Source organism: Pseudomonas sp. MPFS (genome assembly GCF_022537035.1).
In the GTDB taxonomy this organism is placed as follows: Bacteria; Pseudomonadota; Gammaproteobacteria; order Pseudomonadales; family Pseudomonadaceae; genus Aquipseudomonas; species Aquipseudomonas sessilinigenes.
The window spans coordinates 1,401,474-1,414,846 of record NZ_CP066123.1; the positions used below are offsets into that span (position 1 = coordinate 1,401,474).

20 protein-coding genes are annotated in these 13,373 nt (G+C 65.8%); all 20 read left to right on the forward strand.

Translation table 11 applies throughout. The features are described from left to right. Positions 1-37: 37 nt before the first annotated feature. Positions 38-547, forward strand: a complete 510-nt coding sequence (locus I9018_RS06310; protein WP_068580487.1) for a phage baseplate assembly protein V — start codon at positions 38-40, stop codon at positions 545-547. Continuing rightward, positions 547-945: a phage GP46 family protein gene (locus I9018_RS06315; protein ID WP_022642616.1), complete on the forward strand. Its 399-nt coding sequence runs from the start codon at positions 547-549 to the stop codon at positions 943-945. The genes I9018_RS06310 and I9018_RS06315 overlap by 1 nt, the downstream gene beginning before the upstream one ends. After that, positions 935-1,975, forward strand: coding sequence for a baseplate J/gp47 family protein (locus I9018_RS06320; protein WP_241109000.1), 1,041 nt, complete (start codon positions 935-937; stop codon positions 1,973-1,975). Before I9018_RS06315 ends, I9018_RS06320 begins: the two co-directional genes overlap by 11 nt. Then, a complete protein-coding gene (locus I9018_RS06325; protein ID WP_124345881.1) occupies positions 1,963-2,562 on the forward strand; it encodes a putative phage tail protein in 600 nt (199 codons plus the stop codon). Before I9018_RS06320 ends, I9018_RS06325 begins: the two co-directional genes overlap by 13 nt. A gap of 10 nt (positions 2,563-2,572) precedes the next feature. Beyond that, a complete protein-coding gene (locus I9018_RS06330) occupies positions 2,573-3,514 on the forward strand; it encodes a hypothetical protein (protein WP_241109001.1) in 942 nt (313 codons plus the stop codon). A gap of 2 nt (positions 3,515-3,516) precedes the next feature. Next, positions 3,517-3,915 carry a phage tail assembly chaperone gene (locus tag I9018_RS06335; RefSeq protein ID WP_241109002.1) on the forward strand — a complete coding sequence of 133 codons (399 nt, stop codon included), beginning with the start codon at positions 3,517-3,519 and terminating at the stop codon, positions 3,913-3,915. A 13-nt stretch (positions 3,916-3,928) separates the two neighbouring features. Further along, on the forward strand, positions 3,929-4,849 hold the full coding sequence (locus tag I9018_RS06340; protein WP_241109003.1) for a hypothetical protein: 921 nt from the start codon (positions 3,929-3,931) through the stop codon (positions 4,847-4,849). Further along, complete coding sequence (locus tag I9018_RS06345; protein WP_241109004.1) at positions 4,849-5,367, forward strand: phage tail assembly chaperone; 519 nt, start codon at positions 4,849-4,851, stop codon at positions 5,365-5,367. The genes I9018_RS06340 and I9018_RS06345 overlap by 1 nt, the downstream gene beginning before the upstream one ends. Before the next feature lie 138 nt (positions 5,368-5,505). Further along, on the forward strand, positions 5,506-6,435 hold the full coding sequence (locus I9018_RS06350) for a phage tail protein (RefSeq protein ID WP_241109005.1): 930 nt from the start codon (positions 5,506-5,508) through the stop codon (positions 6,433-6,435). Further along, positions 6,436-6,927, forward strand: a complete 492-nt coding sequence (locus tag I9018_RS06355; protein ID WP_241109006.1) for a phage tail protein — start codon at positions 6,436-6,438, stop codon at positions 6,925-6,927. Positions 6,928-7,035: 108 nt separating this feature from the next. Then, entirely contained in the window at positions 7,036-7,929 is an 894-nt protein-coding gene (locus tag I9018_RS06360) for a phage tail protein (protein ID WP_241109007.1), read from the forward strand. Further along, positions 7,930-8,427 (forward strand): phage tail assembly chaperone, encoded by a 498-nt coding sequence (locus tag I9018_RS06365; RefSeq protein ID WP_241109008.1) that lies wholly within the window; start codon positions 7,930-7,932, stop codon positions 8,425-8,427. 12 nt (positions 8,428-8,439) lie between these two features. Beyond that, on the forward strand, positions 8,440-9,003 hold the full coding sequence (locus tag I9018_RS06370) for a glycoside hydrolase family 19 protein (protein ID WP_022642626.1): 564 nt from the start codon (positions 8,440-8,442) through the stop codon (positions 9,001-9,003). Between the two features lie 30 nt (positions 9,004-9,033). Next, a complete protein-coding gene (locus tag I9018_RS06375; protein WP_124345887.1) occupies positions 9,034-9,549 on the forward strand; it encodes a hypothetical protein in 516 nt (171 codons plus the stop codon). A gap of 18 nt (positions 9,550-9,567) precedes the next feature. Beyond that, positions 9,568-10,092, forward strand: coding sequence for a hypothetical protein (locus I9018_RS06380; protein WP_241109009.1), 525 nt, complete (start codon positions 9,568-9,570; stop codon positions 10,090-10,092). Between the two features lie 3 nt (positions 10,093-10,095). After that, positions 10,096-10,707 (forward strand): phage baseplate assembly protein V, encoded by a 612-nt coding sequence (locus I9018_RS06385; RefSeq protein WP_022642629.1) that lies wholly within the window; start codon positions 10,096-10,098, stop codon positions 10,705-10,707. Between the two features lie 10 nt (positions 10,708-10,717). After that, the gene (locus tag I9018_RS06390) at positions 10,718-11,050 is read left to right on the forward strand and encodes a phage baseplate protein (protein ID WP_124345890.1); all 333 of its coding nucleotides are present in this window, start codon (positions 10,718-10,720) and stop codon (positions 11,048-11,050) included. Beyond that, positions 11,047-12,042 (forward strand): baseplate J/gp47 family protein, encoded by a 996-nt coding sequence (locus I9018_RS06395; protein WP_068580513.1) that lies wholly within the window; start codon positions 11,047-11,049, stop codon positions 12,040-12,042. The genes I9018_RS06390 and I9018_RS06395 overlap by 4 nt, the downstream gene beginning before the upstream one ends. Beyond that, a complete protein-coding gene (locus I9018_RS06400; RefSeq protein ID WP_241109010.1) occupies positions 12,039-12,773 on the forward strand; it encodes a phage tail protein I in 735 nt (244 codons plus the stop codon). The genes I9018_RS06395 and I9018_RS06400 overlap by 4 nt, the downstream gene beginning before the upstream one ends. Then, positions 12,770-13,306, forward strand: a complete 537-nt coding sequence (locus I9018_RS06405; protein WP_068580518.1) for a phage tail protein — start codon at positions 12,770-12,772, stop codon at positions 13,304-13,306. Before I9018_RS06400 ends, I9018_RS06405 begins: the two co-directional genes overlap by 4 nt. Positions 13,307-13,373: the final 67 nt, after the last annotated feature.

The following is a 13,373-nucleotide window of genomic DNA, read 5'->3' on the forward strand; positions in this document are numbered from 1 at the left end:
CCGATGCGTCGGGCCCGGGCCAGCCAAGGAATCCACCATGAGCCTACTGACACGCCTGTTGGCGCGCGGCACCGTCGTGCTCGCCAACTCGGCCAACAAATTGCAATCGCTCCAGATGCGCCTGACCGCCGGCGAGGTGAATGACGACATGGAGCATTTCGAGCCCTACGGTTTCACCAGCAATCCGCTGGCCGGGGCCGAAGGCATCGCCACCTTCCTCGGTGGCGACCGCTCCCACGCCGTGGTGCTGGTGGTCGCTGACCGCCGCTATCGCCTCCAGGCCCTGGCACCCGGCGAGGTAGCCATCTACACCGACGAAGGCGACAAGGTGCACTTCAAGCGTGGCCGGGTGATCGATATCCAGACCGACACCCTGAACATTCGCGCGGCCACGGCGGTGAACATCGATACGCCGACCCTGACCCAGACCGGCAAGATCGTCTCCCAGGGCGACCAGGTGGCCGGCGGCATCAGCCAGATGCGCCACCCGCATGCCGGCGTGCAGCCGGGCCCCGGCCAGACCGGCGCACCGGTGGGAGGCCCATGATGTTCCTCAGCCACGACCTCAAGACCGCGCTGACCCGCGCGGTGCTGATCAGCCTCTACACCTGGCGCCGCGCCGCCGACGATGACGTGCTCGACGATGACGAGCGCTTCGGCTGGTGGGGCGACAGTTTTCCCACGGTGGCCGACGACCGCATCGGCTCGCGGCTGTGGTTGCTGCGCCGGGTCAAGCTGACCCGCCAGACCCAGCTCGATGCCGAGTTCTACGCCCGCGAAGCCCTGCAATGGCTGATCGACGATGGCCATTGCAGCGCCGTGGACATCAGCAGCGAACGCCTCGACGCCCAACGCCTGAACCTGCGCATCGTGCTGGTACTGGCCGGTGGCGAGCGCCTGGACATCAACCCCGAACACAGTTGGCAGGTGACCTATGCCGTTTGAAACGCCTTCGCTGCCGGTGCTGATCAAGCGCACCCAAAGCGACCTGGCCAGCGATTCGCTGCGCCAGTCCGATGCCCAAGTCCTGGCCCGAACCCTCAGCGGCGCCGCCTTTGGCCTGTATGGCTACCTGGATTGGATCGCCGAGCAGATCCTGCCGGACAAGGCCGATGAGTCGACCCTGGAACGGATCGCCGCACTGCGCCTGAACCAGCCACGCAAGGCCGCCCAGGCGGCCAGCGGCAACGTCAGCTTCATGGCTTCGGCCGGGGCGGTGCTGGATGTCGATACGCTGCTGCAGTCCAGCGATGGCCGCAGCTACAAGGTGACCGCCGCGCGGACCACCAGCAGCGGCCTGAACAGCACCAGCATCGCTGCCCTGGATGCCGGTTCCCTGGGCAATGCCGAGGCGGGCCTGAGCCTGATCCCGGTGCAGCCGATCCAGGGCATCAGCGGCAGCTTCACGGTGCTGGCGCCAGGGTTGGTGGGCGGCGTTGCGCGCGAAAGCCTGGAGTCGCTGCGCTCGCGGGTGGTCCGTTCGTACCGGGTCATTCCCCATGGCGGCTCGGCCCAGGACTACGAGACCTGGGCCCTGGAGTGCCCCGGCGTGACCCGCGCCTGGTGCCGCGGCAGCTACCTCGGGCCGGGCACCGTGGGCCTGTTCGTGATGCGTGACGACGATCCGCACCCGGTGCCGGATGCCGCGCAACTGGCCGAGGTGCAAGCGCATATCGAGCCGCTGCGGCCGGTGACCGCCGAGGTCCACGTACTGGCCCCGGTGCAGCAGCCGGTGACCTATCGCCTGCGCCTGAGCCCGGACACCAGCGCCGTGCGCGCCGCGGTGGAAGCGCAGTTGCGCGACCTGCACCACCGTGAAGCCGGTCTCGGCGAAACCTTGCTGCTGACCCATATCGCCGAAGCCATCAGCAGTGCCACCGGCGAGAACGACCACAAGCTGATGGCGCCCAGCGCCGACGTACCGGCCGCCAACAACCAGCTGCTGACCTTCGGAGGTTGTGTATGGCTGGAATGAGAAGCGCGGCCCAGTACCAGGAACAACTGCGCAGCTTGCTGCCCAGCGGCCCGGCCTGGGACCCGGAGCACGTACCGGAACTGGAGCAGGTGCTCGAAGGCATCGCCCAGGAACTGGCGCGCCTGGATGCCCGGGCCGCCGACCTGCTCAACGAGATGGACCCGGCCGGGGTCAGCGAGCTGGTGCCGGACTGGGAGCGGGTAATGGAGCTGCCCGACCCCTGCCTGGGGGCCACGCCGCTGTTCGACGACCGCCGCCTGGCGGTGCGCCGGCGCTTGCTGGCGGTGGGTAGCCAGGCGCTGAGCTACTACGTGGAAATCGCCCGCAGCCAGGGTTACCCCAACGCCACCATTACCGAGCTGGAGGCTCCGCGCATGGGTCGCGCCCGCTTCGGCTCGGCGCACTTCGGCACCTGGCAGGCGCAGTTCATGTGGACGCTCAACACCGGCGGCCGGTTGCTGCTCGGGCGGCGCTACGGCGCCAGCTACTGGGGCGAACGCTTTGGCATGAACCCCGGATCGGCCCTGGAGTGCCTGATCCACCGCAGCGCCCCGGCCCATACCCGGGTGCATATCAATTACGACTAGAGGGCAGGTGATGGACTTTCCCAGAAGTGTGCCCAGCGCGGGGCTGGTCAACGGCCGGTTCGCCGACGAAAACCCGCTGACCGGGACGCCCGGCTCGTTGATCACCGCCGCCTGGGGCAATGGCGTGACCGAGGAGTTGCTCAATGTGATTCGTGCGGCGGGCATCACGCCAGCCGAAAGCGAATCGGACCAGCTGCTCAGGGCCTTGAAGGGCGTGCTGGCCCAGGATGCCCAGCCCCTGGCCGCGTTGGCCTTTCCCACCGTGGCCACGGCCGACGGGCGTATCGCGGTGACACCGGGTACGGCTGCGGCGGGCTGCACGGTCATGGTGCCCGGCGGGGTGCTGGTCAGCCTGGGCGAAGAAGCCCTGGTGGGCATCACCGCCCGTCCGCGGGCGCTGTACAGCGTGCCCTGGATTTCCCCTGACCTGGATATCAACAGCACCTATTTCTTGCGCATGCAGGTCATGGGTGGGGCGTTGGGTTGCTACCTGCAAAAGGGCACCGACAACGATGCCGTTCCCCCTGCGCTCAAGGGCGCCGCCGGCGCCTCCGGAGGCGGTTTCGATTCCACCTGCATCGACATGCTCCTGGCCAAGGTGGTCACCGCCGGTGCCGGGACCTTGCCCAAGCTGACTTTGCTGGCCAACAAGGCGCGGCTGGAAGCCGTGGGGGTCTGGTCCGGAGCTAGCGGCAGTTACTCGTTGCCCCTGAACTGGGCCAGGAAACCCCGGGCCTACGTTGCGGGAATGATGGACTACGACGACTACGTCAAGACCGACTACACCATCGTGGCCGAGGACACTGGCCATAACTTCAGGGCGGCGACATCGGCCATGCCCGAAGGAGGTTTCAGCGATCGCTATATGGGGCGCGTGCTGATCCTGTCCTGGGCGCAGAACGTCACAAGTGTTGTCGGGTTGATCAACGCCCGTGTCAGATGGGAGGCCTAGGGATGAAAGCCTTTATCGAACAGGGCGTCGTGACGGCCCTGGTGAGCGGTGATATCGACGGTGGCGTCGAGCTGCCGCCAGGCCTTGCGGTGACCGTCGGCTGGCGCTACCAGGATGAGCTGTTCAGCCCGGCTCCGGACAGCCTTGGCGCCGAACCACAGCAGCCGCTTTTGCAAGCCGAACGCGACTGGCGCCGCACGGCCCTGGCCGGGACCGATTGGCTGGTGGCCCGCCACCGCGATGAACTCGACGCTGGCACCCCGGCGACCCTGGGGCGCAAGCAGTTCGCCAAGCTGCTGGCTTACCGCCAGGCCCTGCGGGACTGGCCGGCCTCGGCCGGCGAGTCGCAAACCCAAGCGCGACCCGAGCCGCCCAAGTGGCTGGCGAAGTTGCCCCACTGACAGGACATGAACCATGGATTACCCGAAAAGCGTACCCAGTGCGGGCCTGGTCAATGGCCGCTTCGTCGATGAAAACCCGCTGACCGGCTCGCCGGGATCGCTGATTCCCGCCGACTGGGGCAATGGCGTCACCCAGGAGATCCTCAACGTCATCAAGGCGGCCGGCCTGGTGCCGGATGAACGCAAGAGTGACCAGCTGACCCAGGCCATTGGCGAGTTGCTCGACTTCAAGCGCTTGAAGAACACCCCCACCACCCTGGGCGGCTACGGCATTAGCGATGCCAGCGGACGCCTGTTGGCGGTGAAGCAGTTCGAAACCGTGGGCATCACCCTGTACCGACCCGACCCCAGGGCCAAGCGCATTCGCGTGCGCCTGGTGGGCGCTGGTGGTTCCGGCGGCGGCTGCCAGCCGGTGCCTGCAGGTAGTTTCACCGTGGGCGGTGGCGGTGGTTCTGGCGCCTATGCTGAGGGCTTGTTCGATGTGACCTCACAGATGCTGGCGGGGGTGCCCATTACCCTGGGTGCCGGTGGCGAGGCGCGAACGGCGGTGGGCGCCAGCGGCGGTAGCGCCTCTTTCGGCAGCTACATGAGTGCTTCTGGAGGTATGGGTGGCCAGGTGATCACCTTTGTGTCGGATGCCCCCGGATTCGTCCAGGGGGGCGCAGGAGGTCAAGTGGTGACGGGCGGCAACCTTTCCAGCGCCCGTGGCATACAGGGCGGTTATGCCATGAACAATCCGAACTGGGGAACGTTGGCGGGCTGCGGCGCAGCCAGTCCGTTCGACGGCGGGACTGCCGCTACCGGACTGAACAACATAGGCCTCCCCGGGGTGCGTGGTTCGGGAGGCGGCGGCAGTTGTTCGTTCCTAGCCACTGCCGCCTGCTTGAGCGGCGCCGGTGGCAATGGCTTTTGTGAAATCTGGGAGTACGCGTGATGGCCCGTTATGTCCGTGTGGAAGAGGGCGTGGTGGTCGAGTTGATCGAGACCGGCGACTACACCATCGCTGATTTGTTCGCCCCGCAGTTCCTCGCGTCCATCCACCCTGCGCCCCCGGGGCGCGAAGTGCGGGTGGGCATGGAGTTGCAGGCCAGCCCAGTGCCGGCTGCGGTGGCTGAGGCAAGTGAGCCGGTGGCTGCGCCGCTGGCGACACCGCCAGGCGACAAGCTGGAGGCCGTGGCCCGGGCCCATGTGGCCGAAGTGGTGGCCCAGGGGGCGGAAGCCCGGGAGCGCCAATGGCGCAGCGACAGCCTGGAAGCCAGCCAGTGGCTGGCGGCCCGGCACCGCGATGAACAGGACCTGGGACGCGGCACCAGCCTTAGCGCGCAGCAGTACCTGGAGTTGCTGGAGTACCGCCAGGCCCTGCGCGAATGGCCCGGTTGCCAGGGGTTTCCGGCCGTGGCGGCGCGCCCGCAGGCCCCCCAATGGTTGCCAGGCAATCTGCCTGGCCAATGACCGGCACGAATCCTTCGAGCCGTTTTCAATCATCTCAAGACGCCTGCCCGCCACCCGGGTGCCGACGTTGCCTGGCCGCTGGCCGAGCCGCGTTGCACCCGGGACGTAGCGGTGGGCGTCCTTATCAGGACATCACCTGTGGACTATCCAAAAAGCGTGCCCAGCTCCGGGCTGGTCAATGGCCGGTTCATCGATGAAAACCCGGTTGCCGGCACGCCGGGGTCGCTGATCCCGGCCAGCTGGGGCAACGCGATCACCGATGAAATCCTCAATGTGCTGTCGGCCGCGGGCATCGCTCCGCTGGAAGGCAGCAACAACCAGCTGATCACCGCGCTGCGCAGCGGTGCGCTGTTCCAGACCAAACCGCAGTTCGACAACGGTAAGTCGGCGGCCACCACCGAGTTCGTGCAACGCGCCCTGGGCTCGCTGCGCGATGTGGCGGTCTACAACGCGGCCACCACCCTGACCGCCGCCGATATCGGTCGTTGCGTGCGCTTCGGTTATGGCGGCTACAGCATCACCTTGCCCGCGGCCGGACCGGCCATCGCCAATGGCAGCGCCCTGTACCTGATGAACACCGGCACCGGGACCATGACCGTGGTGGTCAATGGTGGCGACAAGATCGCCGTCGGCAACGGCTACCTGAGTAGCTTCGAATTCGGCGTGGGCGATTCGGTGGTGCTGGTCAAGCATCTCAATGGCGAGTGGACGGCGCTGCTGGGCAGCGTACCGATGCGCTACATGCCGGGTTTTGCCTGTTCATTGAACACCACGGGTTATCAGAAATTGCCCAGTGGCTTGATCGTGCAGTGGATCGCCGGTGGTTCCGACAGCAATGGCAACATGATCGTCTCGTTGCCTATCCAGTTTCCCAACGCGGTACTGGGCGGCATTGCCAACGAACTCAATCCCCTGGGCTGGGGTGCCACGGGCCGGACCACGGTCTGGGCCTTCGACCTGCCCAGCAGCAACAAGGCGGTGGTGGTGGCCAAGTCCCGGGACATCATCGGCAACAACGTACCGGTGCCCAATCCCATTGGCGGCCGCATCCTGGTTTGGGGGTATTGAATGAGCAAGTATTTTCTAGCGCAGACCTTGGGGTTCCTGTGCTCCGACGAGCATGAACCGGCGCTGCTGGAGCAGGCGGTGAAGATCACCGACCTGGAGTACCAGAAGCTGTTCGAGGGACAGGCCCAGGGCCAGGCCATCGCCGCCGACGAGTTGGGCCGGCCGATCCTGGTGGAACGCCCCGGGCCTTCGGCCGAGACCTTGGCGCTGATCGAGCGCGCCTGGCGCGACGGCCAATTGCAGGAGACCGACGGCGTGGTGGCGCGCCATCGCGATGAGCTGGACGCCGGTGGCGCCACCAGCTTGTCGGCGGCTCAATTCCAGAGCCTGCAGGATTATCGGCGGCTGTTGCGCCAATGGCCGGCCCAGGACGAATTCCCCGCTAGCGACAAGCGCCCCGTACAAGTGATGCCGGCACCGGCAGCGGCTCCCGCGGTGAAGCGCACCCGGGCCAGGAAGCCCGCGCAACCGGCACCGGAAGCTTCGTCCTGATGCGGCACTGATATTCATCTTCAGCGTGAGCTGTCCTGACCGAGCACCGCCATAAATGGCGGGACTGTGCTCGTCAGTCGAAAAGCCAGAGATGGCAGGAGTTAAACAATGGATTATCCAAGGAGCGTGCCCAGCGTTGGCTTGGTCAACGGCAGGTTCGTGGATGAGGATGCCGTGGCGGGAACCCCCGGGTCGCTGATTTCCGCGAGCTGGGGCAATTCGGTGACCGAAGAATTGTTGAACGTTATCCGGGCCTCGGGTACCACACCGGTCGAAGGGGTGAACAACCAGCTGCTGACCGCCTTGCGTGGCAAGGGGGCTTTCGATACGGCGCCGAAGTTCGATGCGAGCAGCAAGGTCGCGACCACCGAGTTCGTGCAACGGGCCCTGGGCAGTTACTCGGGGCAAGCCAACTATGATCGCGACGTGGCCCTGGCCCCTGGCGATGTCGGCAAGCTGATTGCCCTGACGGCCCCGGTGACCGTGACCTTGCCCGAGTGGGCGGCGGTGGCACCCGGTGGCCTGGTCACGGTGTTTGGCTGGGGCGCAGCCTTTACCGTGCAGGGCCGGGCTGGTGACAACCTTTCGCAGATCTCCGGTGCCAGCAGTGGCCCGATGACCTTCACCGCAGGTACCCGGGCGGTGTTCCGGCGCAACCTGTATGACCGCGGCTGGAGCCTGGACGACGGCGATGCCGCGCTGAAGTATTCGCCCATGTTCAGCGCTTCGTATGGCGCTTCGGGTTTTCAGCGACATCCGAGCGGCATCATCGATCAGTGGGGAATTTGCACCAGCAATGAATCCGGTGACGCCTACGTCACCTTTCCGGTTGCCTTTCCAAATGGCGTGCGCTCCATTGTGGCCAACCATGCCGGCACCGGTGCGGCCATGGTGATTGCGGTATGGAACAAGGTAACCAACCAAGGTTGCCAGCTGAGGGTTTTCAACCACTTGGGGAACAGCTCGCAGTGGCTCATCTATTACCGAGTAGTGGGGTACTGAATGAACAACTCGACGATCTTTTTCAGCCCAAGCACCTGTGGTGCCTACTTGCCGGCGATCCATGGCAGCGACATGCCGGACGATGTGGTGGAGGTGCCCGAGCGCTACTGGCATTCGCTGTTGAGCGAGCTGGCCCTGAGCCCGAAGAAAATGGCCGCCAGGGACGATGGTTATCCGGTCCTGGTCGACTTGCCGGCCCCCGATGCGCAGTGGCTACAGGAGAACGAACGTAGCTGGCGCGACGCGCAGTTGCTGCAAACCGATGGGATGGTGGCCCGGCATCGCGACCAACTGGAGGCTGGGGTAGACACGAGTCTCTCGGCCGCCGAGTTCGCCAGCTTGCAGCAGTATCGCCAGCAGTTGCGCGACTGGCCTGTCCAGCAGGCTTTTCCGCAGCAGGCGCTGCGCCCGCAACTGGCGGTGGCCGAATCGATTTCGGCCGAGTCCAGGAGCTCATCCAACCCACTGTTCGCGCTGTTTCGTGGGAAGAACAAATGAAAGGAATCCTCTATGTCGATCACTGAAGAGCAGTTGCTCAAGATCATGCCGAACGCCCGCCGCCAAGCGGGCGTTTTCGTATCCCCGCTCAACGCTGCCATGGCTCGCCGGCAGATCGATACGCCCAAGCGCCAGGCGGCGTTCCTGGCGCAGATCGGCCATGAATCGGGGCAGTTGCAGTACGTGCGCGAGCTGGGCAACGACCAGTACCTGAGCAAGTACGACACCGGCACCCTGGCCGCGCGGCTGGGCAATACCCCCGAGGCCGATGGCGACGGCCAGCGCTATCGCGGGCGTGGGCTGATCCAGGTCACCGGGCGCAGCAACTATCGCCAGTGCAGCCTCGGCCTGTTCGGCGACGAGCGCCTGCTGGAGTTGCCCGAGCTGCTGGAGCAGGCGCAATGGGCCGCCGAATCGGCAGCCTGGTTCTGGGAGAGGGCGGGGCTCAATGCCCTGGCCGATCGTGATGAGTTCAACGCCATCACCCGGCGCATCAATGGCGGCTTGAACGGCCTGGAAGATCGCCGCCAGCTCTGGGGCCGGGCGCGCTCGGTACTGGGCCTGCCGGCAGCCTGAGGCCGCCGGCCTGCGCCAAGGAGAATCAGCATGAACATTCGCAGTTGGCTGGCCGTGGCGGTCATGGCCGGGCTGCTCTATGCCCTGGGCTACATCACCGGGGTCGGCAGCGAGCGTAGCCGCAACCACGTCCTGGACGAGGCGCGCCTGCGCCAGTCCTTCGAACAGGGCCAGGCCCTGGGTACGGTCAAGGAGAAGGTGGTGGTCGAGTACGTCGACCGCATCGTCAAGGTGTACCAGGCGGGCGCCACGATTACCAAGGAGGTTCCTATCTATGTTTCCCAAGCCGCTGATAGTGCTTGCGTGGTGCCTGCCGGTTTTGTCCGGGTGCACGACGCCGGCGCCCGCAACCTGCCCGTGGCCGGAGGCCCCCGCGGCACTGATGGCGCCGCCTCGGGCCTTGCACTCTCTACCGTCGCCGCCAGCGTCGTCGACAACTACAACCAGTGCCACGCCAACGCCGAGCAACTGAAGGCGTTGCAGCAGTGGGTGCGCGAGTCCCAGGCGCTGCTGCAGGGCGCCCCAGCGGTGGCCCGGCATCCCTGAGGGGAACAGGAGACTTTCATGTCCGTACCGGATATTCGTAAACCTTCCGAACTGCTGCAGGCCATCGAGCGAGGCTTGCGCCAGGCCGAACCAGGCCTGCAGGTGGGCACGCGCCAGGACTTCGGCAACACCTCCGGGCAGCCGTGGTTTTTGCTGGATATCGAGCGTAACCAGCAGGCCCCGCGTTCCTCCCAGGGGCGCCAGGTGCAGTTGCTGCGCATCGTCCTGCAGCTGTGTGTGCCGCGCCAGGCGGGTTCGACCCAGGCCGCCTGGGACCTGGCCAGCCGGCTGCTGACGGTGCTGGCGGATAACCGCTGGGGCTGGTCGGCCGAGCAGTGTGGCGCGGCGGGCAACATCGTCGCGCAGCCTTTGCCGGTGACCGATCCGCAGTCGACCCATGACGCCTGGAGCTTGAGTTTCGACCAGGCCATCTACCTGGGGCCGGCGCTGCTGGATGACCCTGTGGGCAAGCCGTTGTTTGCCCGCACCTGGGAAGTCTCCAGCATCGACGATCCGAGCCAATACCGAGCCCTGGAGGACTGAACCATGTTCGATGCCTTCCTTAGGGTGCAACTGGCCCCGATCATCGAGCGCCTGGCCGAGATGGAAACCGAGCTGGACGACCTGCATCGGCGTGCCGAGAGTTTCTGCCGGATCGGCGTTTGCCATTCGGTGGACGCCGCCAGCAATACCTGCCGGGTCAGCCATGGCGACCTGCTGACCCCGGCCATCCGTTTCTTCAACCCCAGCGCCGGGGAGCAGAGCGAGTCGCGCATTCCTTCGGTGGGCGAGCAATGCCTGTTGCTCAACCACGGCGCGGGGGAGGGCGGGGGCCAGTCGGTGGCTTTGTTCGGCCTCAACAGCCAGCGCTTTCCCCCGGCCTCCACGGTCGCCGGCCTGACCCGTCGGCAATACCGCGACGGCAGCCAGAGCAGCTACGACGACACCAGCCACACCCTGAACTGGAGCAACGGCCCGGCGGCATTCAGCGGCAGCCGTGAGGCGCTGGAGTTGAGCCTGGGCAATGCCCGCCTGGTGATGACTGCCGATGCCGTGGACCTGAGCCTGGGCGCCAGCGGCCTGCGGCTGGACGCCGGAGGTGTGCACTTGCGCGGCCCGCTGGTGGAGCACCAGGGCCGAGTCATCAGTACCGCATAAGGAGTTCGCCATGATCGGCGTTGATAGATACACCGGGGCAGCGGTCGATGACTGGCTGCAATTTGTCCAGCGTGCCACCCGGGCGCTGACCACCCCTTTGGGCACCCGGCAGAAGCGGCCGCTGTACGGTTCGCTGATTCCCCAGTTGCTGGGGCGCAATCTTGGCGACGACCTGTTGGTCCTGGCCCAGAGCCACGCCGCCGAGGCGTTCTACAACAAGGCTAACGGCATCGCCGACTTCGAGCCCGAGGTTATCGTCGCCAGCCGCCAGGGCGCGGGCTTGCTGCTGCGCTTCGCCGGGACCTGGAACAACCGCCGGCAATCCTTCGAGGTGGTGACATGAGCATGCTGATTCCCGGGCAGAACCAGCTCGAAGAACCGGAGATCGTCAAGGTCGATGAGTTCGAGCCGTTGCTGGCCGAGTTCAAGGCCTTCGTCCTTGACTATGTGGCTGCCCGTTCCCCGGAGCAGGCGACCAAGTTGCGCACCAGCCTGGACAACGAAAGCGAACTGCTGACCATGGCCCTGGAGGCCTTCTGCGTGCGCTTGCAGACCCACGAGCGCAAGTACAACGCGCGGATCCGGCAGATGCTGGCGTGGTGGGCCACTGGCAGCAACCTGGACGCGCGCCTGGCCGACATGGGCCTGGAGCGCCAGCTGCTGGTGCCGGGCGACGACCAGGCCTTTCCGCCGGTGCCGCCGGTATACGAAAGCGACGACGATGCGCGGCTGCGCTACTACCTGGCGCCCCATGCGCCAGCGGCCGGTTCGCGCATGCAGTATCGACGGGAGATCTTCACCCTGGGGGAGCGGCCGGTGGTCAAGGTCGACTCCGGCGCCGCCGGGGTGGTGACGGTCACCTACACCTTCGACCCGGATGGCTTCGCCGCCCAGGTCAAGGATGGCAATGCCCGGCGCACGGCGCCGGGGGAGGTGATGGTGACGGTGCTGTCACGCTCCGGGGATGGCACGCCGTCGGCAGAATTGCTTGATGGCGTGCGCAGGCACTTCGCCCGCCCGGATGTGAAGCCGGAAACGGATCGGGTCACCGTCCAGGCAGCGCAAATCTTGCCCTACCGGATTCGCGTGGTGGCCAAGATCAATCCGGGACCCGATTCCGGATTGACCAAGGTCGCGACACAGCAACAGCTCCAGGCCTATGCCGACAGCTGTCACCGCCTGGAGGGGCGGGTCGACCCGAGCTGGATCGATTTCACCTTGCACAAGGCTGGCGCGGTGCAACTGGAGATCCTCGAACCTTTGCAGCCCATAGTCACCAGTGCATTCCAGGCGCCTTATTGCCTGGGGGTTGAAGTGGAGGTGCGGATTCTATGAACGAAGACAATGCACCTTCGAGCTTGCTACCGAGCAACAGCTCGGCACTGGAAAAGGCTCTCGACCTGGGGTTTGACCGGTTGCTGGAGCGTGTGGCACCGCCGTTTCCCCAGTTGATGGACCCGGCCCGTACCCCGGCGCAGTTCCTGCCTTACCTGGCCGCAGACCGTGGGGTCAACGAGTGGGATGCCGGAGCCGGTGAAGCCGAAAAGCGCCTGACCGTGGCGTTGTCCTGGCAGATCCAGCGCCAGGCCGGGACCCACAAGGCCTTGAGCCATGCGGTCGAGTCCCTGGGCTTCAAGCCCAATATCGCGGCCTGGTACGAACAACGGCCCCAGGCACACCCCTACACCTTCGATGTGCAGGCCGTCATCGTGCGGGACTGGTCCAGTGGCGATCACAACCGCTTGATACGGCGCATCAACGCCGCCAGGAGCGAGCGCGACGAGGGCACCATCACCGTGGTTCACCAGACCGCTGCCGGCCTGGGCGTGGCTGCGGCGGCCGAGCCGGGCCTGAGCATCGGCGATGACAGCCACCCGGGCGCATTGCCGCAGATCCGCCTGCATGGGGCTTTGGGCCTGGGCGCTGGGGCCGCTACGCCATTGAGCGATGGCGAGCTGTGCCTGGCCGGCGTGCTGCCTGAATTCGGGCTCGATGCCCGACTCAACAATGCTGGGGTTGCCCAGCACTACACCATCAACGACTACGACCTCAGGGCGCAGCTATGACAGAAGACATTACGCGCTTGGTTCGCTTCACTTCCGCCGGTCTGGAGGAAGTGCTGGCGGCCAAGAACCAAGGCTTGAAAGGGCAGATCACCCACATCGGCGCCGGTACCGGTCGCTACGATCCGAGCGGTTCGCAAACCAGCCTTCGCGATGAGCGGCAACGGGTGGCAATCGTGGATTACGAGGACCTGGGTTCGAACCAGCTACGGATGGCGGCGCTGTTCGATGGCGCGGACGAATACGAGATTGGCGAGTTCGGTTTCTACCTGGCAAGCGGTACGTTGCTGGCGGTGTATTCGGTGGCCGGCAAGCTGCTGACGTACAAGGCCGCCGCTGCCCGGGTGCTGCAGAAATTCACCCTGGATATCTCGCCGTTGCCGGCCCAGAGCGTGACCGTGGTGGTCGGGAGCGAGAATCTCAACATCTTGCTGGCAGATGAGCTGGCCACGCTCTCGGCGGCCAGCATCGACCATATGAACCGGGGCCTCGACGTGCTGTTTCGCCTGCGAGCCCTGGAAAAAAGGACCGTCTGACGGGCCTCGAATCAGGCTTGCAGGTGCCAGTGAAGTGGTTCAGTCACTGGTGCTGAATAGGCAACGC

What these genes read in the sequence shown, in the direction of transcription:
- I9018_RS06310 (WP_068580487.1), top strand. Translation starts at nt 38, where the DNA reads ATGAGCCTACTGACACGCCTGTTGGCGCGCGGCACCGTCGTGCTCGCC.
- I9018_RS06315 (WP_022642616.1), top strand. Translation starts at nt 547, where the DNA reads ATGTTCCTCAGCCACGACCTCAAGACCGCGCTGACCCGCGCGGTGCTG.
- I9018_RS06320 (WP_241109000.1), top strand. Translation starts at nt 935, where the DNA reads ATGCCGTTTGAAACGCCTTCGCTGCCGGTGCTGATCAAGCGCACCCAA.
- I9018_RS06325 (WP_124345881.1), top strand. Translation starts at nt 1,963, where the DNA reads ATGGCTGGAATGAGAAGCGCGGCCCAGTACCAGGAACAACTGCGCAGC.
- I9018_RS06330 (WP_241109001.1), top strand. Translation starts at nt 2,573, where the DNA reads ATGGACTTTCCCAGAAGTGTGCCCAGCGCGGGGCTGGTCAACGGCCGG.
- I9018_RS06335 (WP_241109002.1), top strand. Translation starts at nt 3,517, where the DNA reads ATGAAAGCCTTTATCGAACAGGGCGTCGTGACGGCCCTGGTGAGCGGT.
- I9018_RS06340 (WP_241109003.1), top strand. Translation starts at nt 3,929, where the DNA reads ATGGATTACCCGAAAAGCGTACCCAGTGCGGGCCTGGTCAATGGCCGC.
- I9018_RS06345 (WP_241109004.1), top strand. Translation starts at nt 4,849, where the DNA reads ATGGCCCGTTATGTCCGTGTGGAAGAGGGCGTGGTGGTCGAGTTGATC.
- I9018_RS06355 (WP_241109006.1), top strand. Translation starts at nt 6,436, where the DNA reads ATGAGCAAGTATTTTCTAGCGCAGACCTTGGGGTTCCTGTGCTCCGAC.
- I9018_RS06360 (WP_241109007.1), top strand. Translation starts at nt 7,036, where the DNA reads ATGGATTATCCAAGGAGCGTGCCCAGCGTTGGCTTGGTCAACGGCAGG.
- I9018_RS06365 (WP_241109008.1), top strand. Translation starts at nt 7,930, where the DNA reads ATGAACAACTCGACGATCTTTTTCAGCCCAAGCACCTGTGGTGCCTAC.
- I9018_RS06370 (WP_022642626.1), top strand. Translation starts at nt 8,440, where the DNA reads ATGTCGATCACTGAAGAGCAGTTGCTCAAGATCATGCCGAACGCCCGC.
- I9018_RS06375 (WP_124345887.1), top strand. Translation starts at nt 9,034, where the DNA reads ATGAACATTCGCAGTTGGCTGGCCGTGGCGGTCATGGCCGGGCTGCTC.
- I9018_RS06380 (WP_241109009.1), top strand. Translation starts at nt 9,568, where the DNA reads ATGTCCGTACCGGATATTCGTAAACCTTCCGAACTGCTGCAGGCCATC.
- I9018_RS06385 (WP_022642629.1), top strand. Translation starts at nt 10,096, where the DNA reads ATGTTCGATGCCTTCCTTAGGGTGCAACTGGCCCCGATCATCGAGCGC.
- I9018_RS06390 (WP_124345890.1), top strand. Translation starts at nt 10,718, where the DNA reads ATGATCGGCGTTGATAGATACACCGGGGCAGCGGTCGATGACTGGCTG.
- I9018_RS06395 (WP_068580513.1), top strand. Translation starts at nt 11,047, where the DNA reads ATGAGCATGCTGATTCCCGGGCAGAACCAGCTCGAAGAACCGGAGATC.
- I9018_RS06400 (WP_241109010.1), top strand. Translation starts at nt 12,039, where the DNA reads ATGAACGAAGACAATGCACCTTCGAGCTTGCTACCGAGCAACAGCTCG.
- I9018_RS06405 (WP_068580518.1), top strand. Translation starts at nt 12,770, where the DNA reads ATGACAGAAGACATTACGCGCTTGGTTCGCTTCACTTCCGCCGGTCTG.